Genomic DNA, 17,311 nt, shown 5'->3' with positions numbered 1-17,311 from the left:
CCACCTGGACCCGGCGCAATCTGCGTCTATACTCGCAGCCGGCCATTCCATTCCGAGCCCTGAAGGATCGTTTCCCATGCGTATGAAAGCCGCCGTGCTGCGCCAGTTCAATGCACCGCAGCCCTTTGCCCAGTCCCAGCCCCTGTCCATCGAGGAGGTCGAACTGCTGCCGCCGCAGCATGGCGAGGTGCTGGTGAAGATGGGCGGCGGCGGCATCTGCCATTCCGACCTCTCGGTCATCAATGCCGACCGCCCGCGCGAAACCCCGGTGGTCATGGGCCATGAGGGCGCCGGCGAGATCGTCGAATGCGGCCCCGGCATCACCGACCTGAAGCCGGGCGACCATGTGGTGTTCCAGTTCTCGCCCTCCTGCGGCCGTTGCCGCCGCTGCCTGGAAGGCCGGCCGCAGGTCTGCGAACTGGGCGCTGCGACCAAGGCGCAGGGCCATCTGATGGGCGGCGGCTCGCGCCTGCGCGACCTGGACGGCAACGAGCTGGCGCACCACACGGGCGTCTCCTGCTTTGCGGAATACGGCGTGCTCGACCGCGGTTCGGTCGTGAAGGTGGACAACGACCTGCCCCTGCACGAGGCGGCGCTGTTCGGCTGCGCGGTCATGACCGGCGCCGGCGCGGTCATCAACACCGCGCGCATCCGCTCCGGCGACGCGGTTGCCATTGTCGGCCTGGGCGGCGTCGGCCTCTCCGGCCTGCTGGGCGCGGTGGTCGGCGGCGCCGACAAGATCGTCGCCATCGACCTGTCGGACGAGAAGCTGGGCCTCGCGCGCCAGCTGGGCGCAACCCACACGGTCAACGCCACCGACCCGAACCATGTGGAGCAGGTGCGCGACATCACCAATGGCGGCGTCGACTTCGCCTTCGACCTGGCCGGCACGATCAAGGCGATGGAGACGGCGTATAACGTCACCCGCTATGGCGGCAGCGTCGTCACCGCCGGCCTCTCGCCGTCGGCCGCGAATTTCTCGTTCAACCAGAGCAATCTGGTGAGCCAGGAGAAGTCGATCCGCGGTTCCTACATGGGCAGTTGCGTGCCGGTGCGCGACATCCCACGCTTCATCAGCCTCTATCGCCAGGGCCGCCTGCCGGTGGACCGGCTGGTCGACCGCACCATCGGCTTCGAGGAGCTGAATCTGGCCTTCGACAAGCTTCAGGCCAACGCCACCGTGCGCCAGGTGCTGACGCCGCACGGGGTGGCCTGACGCCATCCCCTGCCCGTCCCGGGCGGGCCGCGACGGCCCCTCGGGATGCGGCGGGTTTTTGGGTCTACAGGTTTTTGGGCCTACAAGGCGGAACACCCGTCATGACTGACACGCTGGAAGCCGGTTACGAAATCCGCTGGGCGGCCGAGCAGTTCCGCGACCGCCCGGCCGTGGTCTTCCGCCAGCGCACCTACACATTCCGCGAGGTGAACGCGCGCGCCAACCGGCTGGCCAACGGCCTGCGCTCGCTGGGGCTGGAGACGGGCGACCGGGTCGGCGTGCTGGTCAACAACTCGATCCACTCGGTCGATGCGGTGTTCGGCCTGCTGAAGGGCGCGTTTTGCATCGTCGCGCTGAACAGCCGCCATGCCGGGCCGGAGCATCTGGGCATCCTGACCGATGCCGGCTGCCGCGCGGTGATCGTCGCCGGTTTCTATCGCGACATCATCGAGCCGGTGCTCGCCCATGCGCCGGACCTGAAGCACGTCATCGGCATCGACTGGCAGCCGCCACAGGGGCTGGCCTATGACGCCTTCCTCGAAGGCGCGTCCGACGCCGAGCCCCGGCTGGAAGTGCCGGCCGACACGATCTGCCGCCTGACCTACACCAGCGGCTCGACCGGCAAGCCCAAGGGCGTGGTCGGCACCCACCGCCGCCATCTGGCCCGCCTCGCCAATTTCTTCCAGTCCTGCGAGTACGCGCTGGGGCCGGACCAGACCATGGGCCAGGTCGGCCCGCTGAGCCATGTCGCCGGCAACTATCTGCAACCCTGTTTCGTGCGCGGCGCCAAGACCATCATTTTCGAGCGCTTCGACCCGCTGGAACTGCAATCCGCGATCGAACGGCACCGCATCAACCATCTGCTGCTGGTGCCGACCATGATCGTCCGCTTCGTGGCGGCGCTGGAGCCGGAAACCTATAACCTGTCGTCGCTCACCCGCATCAACTACGGCACGGCGCCGATCCCGGTGGACGTGCTGCGCCGCGGGCTGGAGGTGCTGGGGCCGGTGTTCCGCCAGCACTACGGCATGAGCGAGGCGAACTCTCCGCTGACCCTGCTCTATCCGGGCGAGCATGTGACGAACGGATCGGAAGCCGAAGCCGCCCGCCTCGCCTCCTGCGGCCGGCCGATCCTGGCCCATCGCATCGTCGTGCGCTCGGCGGACGGCGCGGACCTGCCGGCCGGCGAGGTCGGCGAGATCTGCATCCGGGCGGAGGGCGCGGCCAGCTTCGAATACTGGCAGCGGCCCGACCTGACCGCGGCGGCGATCCGCGACGGCTGGTTCCACACCGGCGATCTGGGCCGGTTCGACGCCGACGGCTATCTGTTCATCGTCGGCCGCACCAAGGACATGATCATCACCGGCGGCTTCAACGTCTATGCCCGCGAGGTGGAGGACGCCCTGTTCGCCCACCCGGACGTGCTGGAAGCCGCCGTAGTCGGCCTGCCCGACCCGGACCTGGGCGAGCGGATCGCCGCCATGGTGGTGCCGAAGCCCGGCCAGACCCTGGACGAGGCCGCGCTGACCGCCCACTGCCGCCGCCTGATCGCCGGCTACAAGGTGCCGAGGCACTGGGCGTTCGCCGACGAACTGCCGAAAACCGCCAGCGCCAAGGTCGCCAAGCAGACGATCCGCGACGACCTGCTGGCGCGTTTCGGGGCGGAAGGTGCCGTGACCGGCGTGCAGGCCAGCTACGACTGATCCCAGCAGCGCAGAAAGCCGGTGTTTCCCGGACGGTGCGGAGCGCCGATCCGGGACCGGTGTCTACATCCGAACATCGCCACCGTCCGTGTTCGCGAGTGAGCGGTCCCGGATCGGCGCTCCGCACCGTCCGGAGAAACGGGCGCGGCTCGCGCTGGACGCCCTCGCCGAAATGGCGCAAGCTGCCCGCAAACTCAAGATTGCGAGGAGACCCCGCCATGCCAACCGTCACCCCTCTGGACTCCAGCTTCGGCGCCGTCATCACCGATATCAAGCTCGGTGCCATGTCCGACGCGGACTGGAAGGTGGTGGAAGACGCGTTCCACGAATACGCCGCCCTGGTCTTTCCCGGCCAGCACCTGACCAACGAGGAACACGTCGCCTTCGGCGAACGGTTCGGCGCCATCGAGATCCTGCGCAATGACGGCAACAAGTTCGCCATGATCTCGAACAAGGCCGCCGACGGTCATGTGCTGACGGCGGAAGAGAAGCGGTTTCAGACGCTGCGCGGCAATGAGGGCTGGCACACGGATTCCAGCTATATGCCGCTGGCGGCCAAGGCCTCGATCCTGACCGCGATCACCGTGCCCAAGGCCGGCGGCCAGACCGAACTGGCCGACATGCGCGACGCCTATGACAAGCTCTCGGACGCCATGAAGGCGAAGATCGAGAACCTGGTCGCCTATCACTCGCTCTATGCCAGCCAGGCCAAGGCCGGCTATGTCTTCAAGACCGGCGAGAGCTATGGTTTCCACAATCACGGTGCGCCGATCCGGCCGCTGGTGAAGGTGCATCCGGTGACCGGGCGCAAGTCGCTGTTCATCGGCCGCCACGCCTACCGCATCCCCGGCATGGACGACGCCGCGGCGCAGAAACTTCTGGACGAGTTGCTGGCATTCGCGGTGCAGCCGTCGCGCACCTACTCGCACCAATGGCAGCCGGGCGACGTGATGATGTGGGACAATCGCTGCGTCCTGCACCGGGCCTGTCCCTATGACTACAGCGAACCGCGCGTCATGCGCCATGTCCGCATCGCCGGCGAACCGGTGCACGACCGGGTCGAGACCGCTCCCGACGAACGCGCCGACGCGTTCGAGCCGGTGGCCGCGGAATAGCCGGCCTCGCCCCTCTATCCGGCGAACAGGCGCTCGTCCCACCAGACGGGCGTCTCCAGGCCCGGAATCACCGCAGAAAATTCCGGGTGGCCAGCGTGGAACAGGATATTCTGTTCCATGCGCGCGACCACCGACGGCACGATGAGAAGGGCGGACCGCCGTTCCGCATACCACGCGGCCCCGAAGCGCCGCGCCGCCTCGCACGACGGGTGTGCCCACCCATCCAGCCGATCGGGGTTGACGACCTCGTAGGACGTGCCGGCCGGAATGGTGATGGCGATGAAATGCTGGTTGGGTGGCAGCGCGCCCTGATAATGGACCAGCTTTTCCAGCATCGCCGTGGAATAGTGACGCGAGGCGTAGATCACGCCGGCTCCGGCTTCGTGCCAGCGACCGGATGCCTGGCGGGCGCCGCCCGCATCCCAGATCGGAAACTCACCCGCCGGATCGCCGATGCGATAGACGGTCCATTGCTCCGGCAATGTCCGGTGCGTCATACGGCGAAGCCGTATTCGGCCCGGCGCAACAGTTTCAGCACCGCCTCGGTCCCGGCGGAACTCAGCCGCGCCATCTCCAGCGGCGTCCGGCCGCCCAGCAGTGCGTGCGGTTGGTGCAGGAACCGGGAAATCGCCACCTTGTCGCCGTGATAGGCCCGGCTGACCGCATCGACGACCCGGCCGACCTCGTACAGGCGTTCGCTCATCTCGCGCGACAACGCCCGGCGGTTCTTGCGCGCCCGGCGCAACGTCGCCTCGGGAATGATCTTGTCGATCACGGTCGAACGGCCCAGCACCCGGACCAGCGCCATGGCCGCCGCCGGGGCCAGCCCCTCGGCGATCCGTTCGGCCAGTCCGACATCGTCGACCGTGCGTCCCTGCTCCAGCCCCAACAGCAGGCCGATGCGCCCGGCCTCCGACCGTGGCAGCGCATCCGGCTCGGCATAGGCTTCGAGGGTTGTCATGATGGCCTCCGCGCTTGGCGTTGTATGACGAAATATAGTCGTCACCTGACGGAACCGCAACCGGGATCCGGCAGTGGCGGACGCCGGGCAAATGCGTTAGACTAAAGGCCAACTCTCCCCGGGGAGACACTGCCCTCAGGCGCAAGGAGACACGCTCATGCCGCCGAAACCGAACCTTCCCCTGCTCGACCTGCCGCCCGTCGATTACGGCGATCAGGAAGACGCCATGCGCCAGTATCGCGCCGAAGGCACCGCCCGCGCGCTGGCCATGGACAATCGGGGGCCGTTCAAGTTCACCGCCGACGGCAAGCTCGATCCGGCCATCCTGGAAGCCTATGACCGCGAAGGCTTTTATGTGTTCGAGAACTTCGTCGGCGCCGACGAACTGGCCGAGCTCGAACGCGACCTGGCCGGCCTGCTGGACCGGGCGCCGGTCGGCAAGGATGAGACACTCGACAAGCACGGCAACCCCGCCTTCTGCGCCAACCAGACCTCGCGCTCGATCTCCTGGGTGCGGCCGCTGAGCGATCCGCTGGGCGGCACCGATGCCAGCTATGGCCGCCACCCCTCGAAAATGTACGAGCCGAAGGCCGGGGCCGAGGCGCCGGAATGGGTGTTGCAACTCATCCACGGCTCGCTGATGCATTCGGAGGCCGCACTGCGCCTCTATGGCCACCCGCACCTGCTGAAATTCGCGGAGGCGGTGAACGGGGCGGACTTCACGCCGTTCAACGAGGCGATCTGGATCAAGCAGCCGCGGCTCGGCGGCTCGGTCGCGTGGCACCAGGACGGCTGGACCCACTGGAACAGCCCGGACCTGGACGGCGACACCCACGGCTTCAACACCATGATGCAGCTTTATGGCTGCGACGCGGCCAACGGCCTTTGGGTCGTGCCAGGCTCGCACAAGGGCGGCAAGAAGGACATCAAGGCGATGGTCGCCGCCGCCGGCTCCGACCGGCTGCCGGAAGCGGTGCCGCTGATCTGCGGCCCCGGCGACCTGGCGGTGACCAACCGGCAGGCCATTCACGGCTCGTTCGCCAACACCAGCCAGAACATCCGCGTTACCTACAATATGGGCTTCCACCGGCGCAAAAGCGTGCTGGGCGTGAAGAGCGGCGGCGTGCACAACCCCGTCAGCGAATATACGCCGGAGTATATCCGCAACCGCTCGCGCCTGATCATGCTGGCCATCGACGCGCGCCGCCAACGCCATCCCGGCGAGGAATCCTACGTCTACACGCCACTGGCGGCCGAAGCGGACCGCTACCGCTGGAGCCCGGACAAAAAGGCGGAGATCTGGGACTACAACCTGCAGGATATCGGCATCTAGCGGCGTGTTCCTTTCCCGCAGGCTCACCACGCCATCTTCCCTGTCCTCGCGGAAGCGGGGACCATGCCTGAGAGGCAAATACAGAGGCCGTGTCCTGTGAGAAGCTCTCAGGCATGGGCTCCCGCTTGCGCGGGAGAGGGAGCTGGAGTGTGAGTCAACCAGGATCGAAAACGCTCTGGCGGCGGAGACCTCCCCGTCGCCCTGGCGATGCCCCTGGTGATGCCCCGCGGTCTCAGTGCACCGCCAGGATCATATTGCGGACGACGGGGTAGATTTCGTTCTGCCAGCGCTTGCCGTTGAACACGCCGTAATGGCCGACATTCGCCTGAAGATGATGGCGCTTCAGGTGCGGGCGTAGCGACGAGCACAGATCGTGCGCCGCCGCGGTCTGCCCCAGGGCGCAGATATCGTCGCGCCCGCCCTCGACGGTCAGCAATGCCGTGCGCCGAATGGCGGACGGCTCGACCAGCCGGCCGCGGTGCCGGTAGGTGCCGCAGGCCAACTCCGCCTTCTGGAAGATGCGGTCGACGGTTTCGAGATAGAATTCCTCCGGCAGGTCGAGCACGGCGAAATATTCGTCGTAGAAATCCTTGATCCGCTGGGCCTCTGCCGTCTCTCCGTTGATCAGATGCTCGTGCATCTTGCGGTGCGCCTCCTGATGGCGCTCCATGTTCATGGTCATGAACGCGACCAGTTGCACGAACCCCGGATAGACCCGGCGCCACCGCCCCGGATAGCGGAACGGCACGATGCCGATCAGCGCGTTCTTGAACCAATCCAGCGGCTTGTCGCTTGCCAGATCGTTAACGACGGTCGGGCTTTCGCGCGTATCGATCGGGCCGGCCATCAGGGTCATGGACAGCGGCGTGGCCGGATTCCGGTCTTGCGACATCAGCGACACGGCCACCAGCGCCTGCACGCAAGGCTGGCAGACGGACAGGATGTGCCCGCCCGGTCCGATCTCCTCCATGAAGCGGATCAGATAGTCCACATAGTCGTCGACGCCGAACACGCCGGCACTGAGCGGAACCTGTCGCGCATTGGCCCAATCGGTCAGATAGACGTCATGGTCGGACAGCATGGTCTCGACCGTGCCGCGGAGCAGGGTCGAGAAATGGCCGGACAACGGCGCCACGATCAGCACCTTGGGCTGCTCGACATCCGTGTCCTTGGCGAAATGCAACAGATTGCCGAACGGCAGGTCCAGGGCCACCTCCTCGCGAACCGCGACGTCACGATGGCCGACCGTGACGGTCGGAATGTTGAAGTCCGGCCGGCTGTGGGTCAGGCGAAAGCGCGAGATCATCTCCAAGGCGGCCGCCGACCGCTTGCGGAGCGGATTGGGCAAGCCCCAGCCGAACCTTCCAAACTGATCGCGGGAAAGCGCGGCGACCGATCGCATCGGGGCGAGCAGATCGTCCTGTAGCTGATAGCTTTGGTAAAGCAATGCGATGGGCCTCCGGGTGGCGGGTTGAAGAAAGTTGGTGCATTTCATGCTGCACTGCGAGATAGTTATTGTGCACCGCACTTGTTCCCACGCAAGAGAAAGATCGCCCATGGCACCGGCAGAGTTGACCCTTTCGTCGAAAAACTACTCGTCCTGGTCGTTGCGCGGCTGGTTGCTGTGCCGCATGGCCGGGCTTTCCTTTGCGGAAACGATCGTCGCCATCGATTCGCCGGAGATGCGGCGGGAATTGCTGCTGCTGTCGCCCTCCGTTCGGGTGCCCAGGCTGACGCACGGCGAGGTGGTTGTCTGGGACACGCTGGCCATCGCCGAGTATCTGGCGGAAACCTTCCCGGACGCCGGCCTGTTGCCGACCGCGCCGGCGCCGCGGGCGCACTGCCGTGCCATTTCCGGCGAAATGCATTCCGGCTTCTATAACCTGCGCTCGGCCCTGCCGATGAACATCAAGGCGCGGCACAAGGCGTTCAAAATCTTCTCCGGCGCCCGTCCGGATGTCGAGCGCATCCGCACCATCTGGACCGAATGCCTGGACCGGTATGGCGGACCCTTCCTGTTCGGCGACCATCCCACCCTCGCCGACGCCATGTTCGCACCGGTCTGCACCCGCTTCCGCACCTATGCCGTGGACCTCTCGCCGGCATTGCAGGCGTATAGCGAGCACATTTTCGCCTGGCAGCCGATGGCCGAATGGTGCGATGCCGCATTGGCCGAGCCGGACGAGATCATCGAACTGGAAGTGGAGTTCTAGGGGCCGGGCCCCCTACTCCCCCCAGCGCGGTTTGCGCTTTTCCAGGAAGGCCTGCAATCCTTCGCGCCCGTCGGCGGTGTTGAAGATATTGCAGAGCGTCTCGATCTGATTTTCGACATTGCGGCGATAGTCCAGGTCGTTCGCCCGCATGAAGGACTGGCGGCCCAGCGCCATGATCGTCGGCGACTTTTCCGCAAACATCCGGGCCATGGCAAAGGCCCGGTCCATCAGGTCCGTCCGCGGCACGGCGTGGTTGACGATGCCGAGCGAAACCGCCTCCGCCGCCGGGATCGGTTGGCCGCCGAACAGCAGTTCGAACGCCTTGTGGCGGCTGATCTGGCGCGGCAGGTGGACATAGTGGATGGCCGGGATCACGCCCACGTCGATTTCCGGATAGCCAAGATCAATGTCATCGGCGGCCAGGACCACATCGCTGGTGATCGCGAGCGTCATGCCCGTGCCTCGCGCCGGGCCGTTGACCGCAACCACGGTCGGCTTGGTCATCTCGTATTGGATGTTCATGGTGCCGATATAGAATTTGGTCACGAACCGCCGCAGGTCGAGCGCATCGCCCGCCGCCACCATTTTCAGGTCCATGCCACCGCAGAACATGCCGTCCAGCGCGCTGGTCAGGATGACGGCGCGGACATCCCGGTCCGCTTCCGCCCGGCGCATGGCAGCGTGAATGGCGTCGATCATGGCGTGGTCAATGGCGTTGACCGGCGCCCGGTTCATCGCAATCGTCGCGACCCGGTCCCGCACGTCATAGAGGATGCGGTCACTGACAGGCATGGCAGAAACTCCGAAATGCGTGGGCACCGCAAAGGCTACCGGATCGTTGCGGGCCGGGGAAGTTGGCGTGTTCTCTCACGAGAGCGTGCGGCGCACCGCGTCCCGCCAGCCGGCATAGCGGCGGTCGCGCTCGGCTGCGGCCATGGCCGGCGCGAACCGGCGCTCCAACGCCCAGGCCCGCGCAAAGGCATCGGGCGGCGGGTAGAAGCCCACCTGCAGCCCGGCCAGATAGGCCGCGCCCAACGCCGTCGTCTCCAGCACCTGCGGCCGGTCGATGGGGGCGCCCAGCAGGTCGGCGAGGCGCTGCATGGTCCAGTCGCTGGCGACCATGCCGCCGTCGACCCGCAGCACCGTCTCCCCCGCCCGGCCCCAGTCGGCCTGCATCGCCTCCAGCAGGTCGCGGGTCTGGAAACAGACGCTTTCCAGGGCGGCACGGGCCAGTTCCTTCGGGCCGGTGGAGCGGGTCAGGCCATAGAGGGCGCCGCGGCAGTCCGAATCCCAGTAGGGCGCGCCCAGGCCGACAAAGGCCGGCACCAGATACACCGCCTGCTCCGGGTCGGCGGCATCGGCGAGCGGCCCGGATTCGCATGCCTCCCGGATCAGGCCCAGCCCGTCGCGCAGCCACTGCACCGCGGCGCCGGCGACGAAAATCGAGCCCTCCAGGGCATAGGTGGGCCGGCCCTCCAAGCGATAGGCGATGGTGGTCAACAGGCGATTCTGCGAGGCGACCGGCATGGCGCCGGTGTTCAGCAGGGCAAAACAACCGGTGCCATAGGTGCTTTTCAGCATGCCGGGCGCGAAACACGCCTGGCCGACGGTCGCGGCCTGCTGGTCGCCGGCCATTCCGGTGACAGGGATCGCGGCCCCGAACAGCGACGGCTCGGTTGCGCCGAACGCCGCCGCGCTGTCCCGGACTTCCGGCAACAGCGCGCGGGGCACGCCGAACAGCGCCAGCAATTCGTCCGACCAGGCGCCGCGGTGGATGTCGTAGAGCAGGGTGCGGCTGGCATTGGTCGCATCGGTCGCGTGCACCCGGCCGCCGGTCAGGCGCCAGAGCAGATAGGTGTCGACCGTGCCGAAGGCGAGCCGGCCCGCCTCCGCCCGGGCACGCGCGTCCGGCACGTGATCCAGCAGCCACGCGATCTTCGTGGCGCTGAAATACGGGTCGAGCAGCAGGCCGGTGCGGGCGTTGACCATGGCCTCGTGCCCCCCGGCCTTGAGGGCGGCACAGGCATCGGCGGTGCGGCGGTCCTGCCAGACAATGGCGTTGTGGATCGGCTCGCCCGTGGCGCGGTCCCAGATCAGGGCGGTTTCGCGCTGGTTGGCGATGCCGATGGCGACGATCGCACCCGCCTGGGCCCCGGCTTGGGCCATGGCGGCGCGGGCGGAGGCGAGCACGGTCCGCCACAGATCCTCGGGCGCATGCTCGACCCAGCCGGAGCGCGGATAATGCTGGGCAAATTCCCCTTGCGCTTGCCCGGCCACCCGGCAATTGCGGTCGAACAAAATGGCGCGGCTCGACGTGGTGCCCTGGTCGATGGCGAGGACATACTGGCTCACGGGGCGGCGGGTTCCTGGCGGACGGGAAAGACACAGTGCAGAAGCTAGAGCGCCCGGCCGTTGGCGTCAAAGCGCGGATACCCGGCGGTTCCGCCGCAGCCTTGCGTTCTTGTAATTCTTCGCCAAATCCTTTTATAAGCCGGAGTTCTCCGCGCGTAGACCGTGACGCTGATATTTGCAAGAGCCGCTGCCGAACCCGGCCCATGGCTCAAATGCATTTCAAGACCGCGCATCGGATCCACGGACGACCCCGGGTGCCGGGCTACGCAAGCACCCGATTCCAAGACCAGGGCCCGCCGTCCATTTCGACCGGCCGCCCCTCGAAAGACTGATTTTTGACCACTTTTGACGATCTCGGCCTTGCCGAGCCGATCCTTCGTGCGGTTGCTGCCGAAGGCTATTCCCACCCGACTCCGATCCAGGCCCAGGGCATTCCGGCGGTTCTCACCGGCCGCGACCTCGTGGGCATCGCCCAGACCGGCACCGGCAAGACCGCGGCCTTTGTGCTGCCGATCCTGCATCGCCTCGCCGAAGAAAACCGGCGCCCGGCGGAAAAGACCGCCCACGCCCTCATCGTCGTGCCCACCCGCGAACTGGCGGAGCAGATCGGCGACAGCATTCGCAACTACAGCCGCCATATGCGCGTGACCCATGCGGTGGTGATCGGCGGCGCCAACCCGCGCACCCAGGCGGCGAAGCTCGCCCGCGGCGTCGACATCATCGTCGCCACGCCGGGCCGGCTGCTGGACCACATGAACGCCCGCGTCGTCAGCCTGACCATGGTACGCCAGGTGGTGCTGGACGAGGCCGACCAGATGCTGGACATGGGCTTCATCCCCGCCATCCGTCAGATCATGGCCAAGGTAAGCGCCGAGCGGCAGACGCTGCTGTTCTCCGCCACCATGCCCAAGGAAATCCGCACGCTCGCCAACGACTTCATGCGCGATCCGCTGGAAGTCTCGGTCGCCCCGGCCTCGAAGCCGATCGACACCATCGACCAGCGGGTGATGCACCTGGACGGCGGCGCCAAGCGCGGCGTGCTGGTCAGCCTGCTGCGCGAGGGCGACGTGGAACGCGCCATCGTCTTCACCCGCACCAAGCGGGGCGCGGACCGGGTGGCCAAGACCGTCGCCGGCGCCGGCATCTCCGCGGATGCGCTGCACGGCAACAAGAGCCAGGGCCAGCGCCAGCGCACGCTCGACGCCTTCCGCAAGGGCAGGACCCAGGTGCTGATCGCGACCGACATCGCCGCCCGCGGCATCGATATCGACGACATCTCGCATGTGGTGAATTTCGACCTGCCGATGGTGCCGGAAGCCTATGTGCACCGCATCGGCCGCACCGCGCGCGCCGGCAAGAGCGGCCAGGCGATCTCGCTCTGCGCCCATGACGAGCGCCGCCTGCTGCGCGATATCGAGAAGCTGACCGGCAAGAGTCTCCGGGTCGTCGACGCCCCGGAGGCGGCGGACGTGCCCGACCAGCCGAAGCGGTTCGAGCCGGCCAATGCGGAGGCAAACACCACCCGCCGCTTTGCCGACGACGATGGCGAGGCCCGGCGTGCGCCGCGGCGCCCCCGGCGCAAGCCAAATGGCGCGGCCAAGCCGTCGGCCAAACCGGCCGGACGGCCGGGCAAGGCGGCCGCATCCGAACGGCCCGAGGGCCAGGCGGACGGCCGCAAGCCCAAGCGCTTTTCGGGTGAAAATGCCGGCCAGCGCCCGCGCTCCGGCAAGCCCGGCGGCAAGCCCAACGGCAAGCCGGGCGGACGGAAGCAGCGCAGCGGCGACCGCCGGCAGGACCAGGACCGCAGCGGCCTGACGCGCATGCTGGGCGGCTCGAACGCCGCCTGATCGGCGCGACGTTCGGCGGGCGGTCCCGAATGGGCCGCCTCCACCGTCCTCTGCCTCACAGCACAAAAAAACCCCGGGAGTTCGAACTCCCGGGGTTTTGTTTTCGGCGGGCCGCCAGCCCTAATGGCCGAACACGTTCTGAACCGCCAGATCGGGCAGCCAGAGCGCCAGATCCGGGTAGAACAGGATCAGGATCAGCACGAAACCGTCCGTGATCAGGAACGGAATCGCGCCCTTCATCACCTGTGTGAGCGGAACGCCGGTCGTGCCGCTGACCGCAAACAGGTTCAGACCCACCGGCGGGATCACGCCCCCCATCTCCACCGCCAGCGCGAACAGAATGCCGAGGTGGATCGGATCGATCCCCAGCGACAGCGCGATTGGCAGGATGATCGGCACGGTCAGCACCAGCATGGCCACACCGGTCAGGAACATGGACAGGAACAGCAGCACCGCCAGCAGCAGCACCAGGAACATGAACGGCGACAGGCCGAAACTGCCGACCCAGGCGGCCATATCCTGCGGCCAGCCCTTGTTCGCCAGCAGGAATTGGAACACGCCGACGCAGCCGACCAGGAAGAACACGACCGCGGTCAGGTTCACCGCCCGTTGCGTGCAGGGCAACAGCTCCTTCAGGAAGGCGCCGCGCTTGGCGATCAGGCCATAGAGCAGGGCATAGCCGCAGGCCGCCGCACCGGCCTCGGTCGGCGTGAAGACGCCGCCATAGAGACCGCCGAGGATCACCACCGGCATCATCAGGGCCGGCCAGGCGCCCCAGGCCGCGCGCACCAACTCCCGAACGCTGAACGTGCCCGACGGCAGTTTCAGATACCAGGCCACGCCGACGATGATGATCGCGTCGCTGATCGCCAGCATGATCCCGGGTGTCACGCCCGCGAAGAACAGGGCGACGATGTTCTCCTCGGTCAGGACGCCATAGAGGATCAGCGTGATCGATGGGGGAATCAGCAACGCGATACCGCCGCCGCAGGCGATAACGCCGGCCGACATCCATTTCGGATAGCCGCGGCGGATCATCTCCGGATAGGCGATCACGCCCATGGCCGCCGACATGGCGGTGGACGAGCCGCTGATGGCGCCGAACAGCACCGCCGCCAGCAGCGTGGCATAGGCAAAGCCGCCCGGCAGCCAGCCCACCGCCGCATCGGCAAAGCGGAACAGGCCGGAAATCAGGCCGGTCTTCTCCATCAGGAAGCCGGCATAGATGAAAAACGGGATCGCCATCAGCGTATAGCTGTTGGTGAAGTCGAAAAAGGCGCGGAACACCGTGCCCATCGACATCATCTGATCGTTCATGATGACCAGCACGGCCGCGCCCATCAGGGCGACGCCGATCGGCGCGCCCAGCGCCAGCAATGCGGTCATCGAAAGCCCAAGGAAGCCCATAGTGCGCTCGATCCTTCCGGAAATGGGGCCCGCGTGCGGGCCGTCCGCCGCAGCGGATTAGATTTCAAGGCCTTCTTCGGCCGGGGCCCAGGCAAAGACCGTCTTGCCGCGCACCGCTTGCAGGTCCTGGTAGAACTGGAACAGGCAGGTGACCGCCAGCAACACGAAGCCGGCGATCAGGATCGCCTGGAACGGCCAGATCTGCAGCACCATGCTTTGGGTCGTGCGCTCCAGCATCATGTTGCGGCCGACGGTCGACCAGCCCCAATAAAAGATGGCGGTGTACAGCGTCATCGAGGCCGTGGTCACGAACAGCCGCACCCACAGCACCACGGTCTGCAACCCCTTGGTCTTGCAGACATCCATGAGCGCACTGACGGCCAGATGCGACCGCCGGGCCTGGGTGACCGCGAAGTACAGATAGATGGACCCGACCGTGAAATAGGTCACGGCATCCTGTCCCCAATCGAACACCATTCCGAAAATGTATCGCCGGATGATCTCGAAAATCGCCAGCAGAACGCTGGCCAGCATAATGATGGCCGCGCCGTATCCGACGAAATTGTCGAGAAAGAAGCGATAGACGCGATAGGTGCGGTCTAGAGCCGTCTCCATAGCCGATCACGCTTATCCAATATAGCCGCGCGCAGCCCTTGCGGTAGACAAGGACTGCGGCAGACGTTGATGGGAAAATGCCAAAAGGGCCAGCGCCCCGAAAGGCACTGGCCGGTAAGCCCGATGAAACCGGGTGCTTACTTCTTCTTGGTGTACTTGTCGAACCACGGCTGCAACTCGGCGCAGTCCGTTTTTTCCAGCCAGTCCGAGCCCATCGGGTTGGCCTTGGTCAGGGCCTTGGCTTCCCGGACGAACGTGTCGACCCACTCGTGCGCACCCGACGGCGTGTTCGACTTGATCCACTTCTGCGTGGCGTCGCCCAGCTTGTCGGCCAGAACCGCGGACTCTTCCGCCTTCATGACATAGATGCCGGGCTTGGACGGATCGTCGGTGCCGTACTGGTCAAGCAGCAGCTTGTCGTTGCACCAGTTGGCCTTGCGCTGGAACGGCAGCACCTCGTCGACGATGATCTTTTGCAGCATATCGCGCTGATCCTGGTTCAGCGACTTCCACCAGATCTCGGACGCGCCGATCCAGTAATAGTCGCCGACAATGCCGTTGATGCCGGCCACCGTGAAATACGGCGCCTGATCGCGGGTGGAGCGGAAACCGCCCAGGCTGGTCAGCAGGCCGTCGATGACGCCGGTTTGCAGCGCCGGCGGCACGTCGCCGAACGCCATCGTCGTCGGGCTCGCGCCCCAGGCCGACAGGGCCGCGTTCTCGGCCGGGCCCATGGACCGGATCTTCTTGCCGGCGAAGTCGGCCGGCTTCAGCAGACGCGAGCCGGAGCCGGCGCCCATATAATAGCTGAGGTCACCGGAACCGAAAATCTTCACGCCGTGCAGCTTCTCGAACCGGCCTTGAAGCATTTTGAAGGTTTCGGTCGTGTCGAACTTGCCGATCGCACCGGGGGTGGTCAGCAGCATCGGGCCGACGACGACGCTCATATAGGGGTCGACCTGGGCGGTCTTGCCGAACTGACCCCAGGTCATTTCCAGGTCGCCATTGGTCATAGCTTCGACGGCCGCCGGCACCTTGTACAGCGACGAGGCGAAATAGAGGCGCACGGTGCTGCCCGGAATCGCTTCCTCGACCCGCTGCTTGAAGAATTCCTCGGCCAGGGCGGCCGGGTGCGGCGGGCCGTTATGGTCGGACGCCAGGCGAATATTCACCGGGTCGACCGCGTTGGCCGGTTGCACCGCAAAGGCGGATAATGCTGCAAAGCCCGCAGCCGCCATCAGGCGGGCGGAGCGTGCGAAAACGTCTCGCATAGTCACATCTCCCAAGTTTCTCGTTACAGATGCTTCCGCGTCGAGGCGGAGGCAGGCCGTACCGCGCGCTATCAACGACAGACGCCGCCGGATGTCAAACGGGATGACGTTCCACGAGGCGGAAAAGGCCGACCGGAACTCGCCGCATTCTCGTCACAACCCCGCCATAGCCAAACGGTCGCAGGCCCCGTATCGTACCGGTGTGGACTGGGACGACGCATCAATCATCAAAACATTTTGGAGGAACCCCATGAAATCCTTGCAACTTGCCAAATGGGCGGCGATTGCCGCCACCGGCGCGTTTCTGACGGCCCTGCCGGCGCACGCAGACAAATGCATGCATTCTCCCTATGGGGCCGACGACGAAATCGGCGCCGCCAATCTGATCACGCCCGAGCGGGTGCTGGCCGCCAGCAGGCTGGTCAAGGAGGGCAAGACCCATCCGCTCGGCATCGTCATCGACCCGAACATGCCCGCCTTTCCGCCGCGCGGGATGATGCTGCAAGTGGTGCAGCCCGGCCAACAGTTCGGCCGCGAACTGACCAAGGATTTCGGCTGGAATTCGAGCTACAACGACGACCTGGTGGAAGCCTGGCTCGGCATCGGTCCGCAGATTGACGGTCTGGGCCATCTGGGCGAAGCCGGCATGTTCTACAATTGCAATTCCGGCAAGGATATTTCCGCCATCACCGGGCTGAAAAAGCTGGGCATTCATACGGTCCCGCCAATCGTCGGCCGCGGCGTGCTGGTCGACATGGCCAAGCATTTCAGCGTCGACACGCTCAAATCCGGCCAGCCGATCGAGGCCGAGGACATCGAGGCCGCCGCCAAGGAGCAGGGCGTCGCATTCCACGAGGGCGACATTATCCTGCTGCACACCGGCTGGACCGACGCCAAGCTGAACGCCGAACCGAAGGCGTGGGCGTCGGGCGAGCCCGGTCTCAGCAATGCCGCCGCGGCCTATCTCGCCAAGTTCAAGCCGGTCGCGGTCGGTGCGGACACCTGGGGTGTCGAAGCCGTTCCGCCGAAAGAGGGCGACAAGATCTTCTATGGCCACGTCACCTTCCTGAAGGAAAACGGCATCTTCATCCTGGAGACGATGAACACCGGCCCGCTCGCGAAAATGGGCGTGAACGAGTTCATGTTCGTCCTGGGCCAGGCCCGGCTGAAAGGGGCCGTGCAGATGCTCATCAACCCGGTCGCCATGTGGTAACCATTCCAACGGTATGCTACGGACTTCGGGGAGCGGTTCGCCGCTCCCCTTTTGCGTTCTCCCCC

15 protein-coding genes are annotated in these 17,311 nt (G+C 66.2%); 7 read left to right on the top strand and 8 right to left on the bottom strand.

Annotation, left to right across the window (positions count from 1 at the left end; translation table 11 throughout):
- The first annotated feature begins 76 nt into the window (after positions 1 to 76).
- The 3 genes from H6844_18030 (at position 77) to H6844_18020 (ending at position 4,034) form a co-directional block, all read left to right on the top strand.
- The gene (locus H6844_18030) at positions 77 to 1,216 is read left to right on the top strand and encodes a zinc-binding dehydrogenase (GenBank protein ID MCB9931307.1); all 1,140 of its coding nucleotides are present in this window, start codon (positions 77 to 79) and stop codon (positions 1,214 to 1,216) included.
- 101 nt (positions 1,217 to 1,317) lie between these two features.
- Positions 1,318 to 2,919, top strand: coding sequence for an AMP-binding protein (locus tag H6844_18025; GenBank protein ID MCB9931306.1), 1,602 nt, complete (start codon positions 1,318 to 1,320; stop codon positions 2,917 to 2,919).
- 218 nt (positions 2,920 to 3,137) lie between these two features.
- Positions 3,138 to 4,034: a TauD/TfdA family dioxygenase gene (locus H6844_18020; protein MCB9931305.1), complete on the top strand. Its 897-nt coding sequence runs from the start codon at positions 3,138 to 3,140 to the stop codon at positions 4,032 to 4,034.
- 14 nt (positions 4,035 to 4,048) lie between these two features.
- Here H6844_18020 and H6844_18015 read toward each other — a convergent pair whose 3' ends face one another.
- Both H6844_18015 and H6844_18010 read right to left on the bottom strand, forming a co-directional pair.
- Complete coding sequence (locus tag H6844_18015) at positions 4,049 to 4,531, bottom strand: RES domain-containing protein (protein MCB9931304.1); 483 nt, start codon at positions 4,529 to 4,531, stop codon at positions 4,049 to 4,051.
- Positions 4,528 to 4,995, bottom strand: a complete 468-nt coding sequence (locus tag H6844_18010) for a DUF2384 domain-containing protein (protein ID MCB9931303.1) — start codon at positions 4,993 to 4,995, stop codon at positions 4,528 to 4,530. Before H6844_18010 ends, H6844_18015 begins: the two co-directional genes overlap by 4 nt.
- A gap of 157 nt (positions 4,996 to 5,152) precedes the next feature.
- Between H6844_18010 and H6844_18005 the strand changes: the two genes are divergently transcribed.
- Complete coding sequence (locus H6844_18005) at positions 5,153 to 6,328, top strand: phytanoyl-CoA dioxygenase family protein (protein MCB9931302.1); 1,176 nt, start codon at positions 5,153 to 5,155, stop codon at positions 6,326 to 6,328.
- Between the two features lie 232 nt (positions 6,329 to 6,560).
- Here the strand turns inward: H6844_18005 and phaZ are convergent, their stop codons facing one another.
- Positions 6,561 to 7,775 carry a polyhydroxyalkanoate depolymerase gene (gene phaZ, locus H6844_18000; GenBank protein ID MCB9931301.1) on the bottom strand — a complete coding sequence of 405 codons (1,215 nt, stop codon included), beginning with the start codon at positions 7,773 to 7,775 and terminating at the stop codon, positions 6,561 to 6,563.
- Between the two features lie 109 nt (positions 7,776 to 7,884).
- On the opposite strand from phaZ, the gene H6844_17995 reads away from it, so the two are divergent.
- Complete coding sequence (locus tag H6844_17995; GenBank protein MCB9931300.1) at positions 7,885 to 8,541, top strand: glutathione S-transferase family protein; 657 nt, start codon at positions 7,885 to 7,887, stop codon at positions 8,539 to 8,541.
- A 12-nt stretch (positions 8,542 to 8,553) separates the two neighbouring features.
- Here H6844_17995 and H6844_17990 read toward each other — a convergent pair whose 3' ends face one another.
- Positions 8,554 to 9,333, bottom strand: a complete 780-nt coding sequence (locus H6844_17990) for an enoyl-CoA hydratase/isomerase family protein (GenBank protein MCB9931299.1) — start codon at positions 9,331 to 9,333, stop codon at positions 8,554 to 8,556.
- Between the two features lie 75 nt (positions 9,334 to 9,408).
- Complete coding sequence (gene glpK / locus H6844_17985) at positions 9,409 to 10,893, bottom strand: glycerol kinase GlpK (GenBank protein ID MCB9931298.1); 1,485 nt, start codon at positions 10,891 to 10,893, stop codon at positions 9,409 to 9,411.
- Between the two features lie 335 nt (positions 10,894 to 11,228).
- Between glpK and H6844_17980 the strand changes: the two genes are divergently transcribed.
- The gene (locus tag H6844_17980) at positions 11,229 to 12,740 is read left to right on the top strand and encodes a DEAD/DEAH box helicase (GenBank protein MCB9931297.1); all 1,512 of its coding nucleotides are present in this window, start codon (positions 11,229 to 11,231) and stop codon (positions 12,738 to 12,740) included.
- Positions 12,741 to 12,860: 120 nt separating this feature from the next.
- On the opposite strand, the gene H6844_17975 is transcribed toward H6844_17980, so the two are convergent.
- The 3 genes from H6844_17975 to dctP form a co-directional block, all read right to left on the bottom strand.
- Positions 12,861 to 14,147, bottom strand: a complete 1,287-nt coding sequence (locus H6844_17975) for a TRAP transporter large permease (GenBank protein ID MCB9931296.1) — start codon at positions 14,145 to 14,147, stop codon at positions 12,861 to 12,863.
- Between the two features lie 57 nt (positions 14,148 to 14,204).
- Positions 14,205 to 14,762: a TRAP transporter small permease gene (locus H6844_17970; GenBank protein MCB9931295.1), complete on the bottom strand. Its 558-nt coding sequence runs from the start codon at positions 14,760 to 14,762 to the stop codon at positions 14,205 to 14,207.
- Between the two features lie 137 nt (positions 14,763 to 14,899).
- Positions 14,900 to 16,033 carry a TRAP transporter substrate-binding protein DctP gene (gene dctP / locus H6844_17965; GenBank protein ID MCB9931294.1) on the bottom strand — a complete coding sequence of 378 codons (1,134 nt, stop codon included), beginning with the start codon at positions 16,031 to 16,033 and terminating at the stop codon, positions 14,900 to 14,902.
- A gap of 250 nt (positions 16,034 to 16,283) precedes the next feature.
- Between dctP and H6844_17960 the strand changes: the two genes are divergently transcribed.
- A complete protein-coding gene (locus tag H6844_17960) occupies positions 16,284 to 17,246 on the top strand; it encodes a cyclase family protein (protein ID MCB9931293.1) in 963 nt (320 codons plus the stop codon).
- The last annotated feature ends 65 nt before the right edge of the window (positions 17,247 to 17,311 follow it).

The sequence above is a fragment of the Alphaproteobacteria bacterium genome, from assembly GCA_020638555.1.
GTDB lineage: Bacteria > Pseudomonadota > Alphaproteobacteria > Bin95 > Bin95 > JACKII01.
The sequence above is the reverse complement of the archived record's forward strand: the minus strand, read 5'-3'. Positions and strand labels throughout refer to the sequence as shown.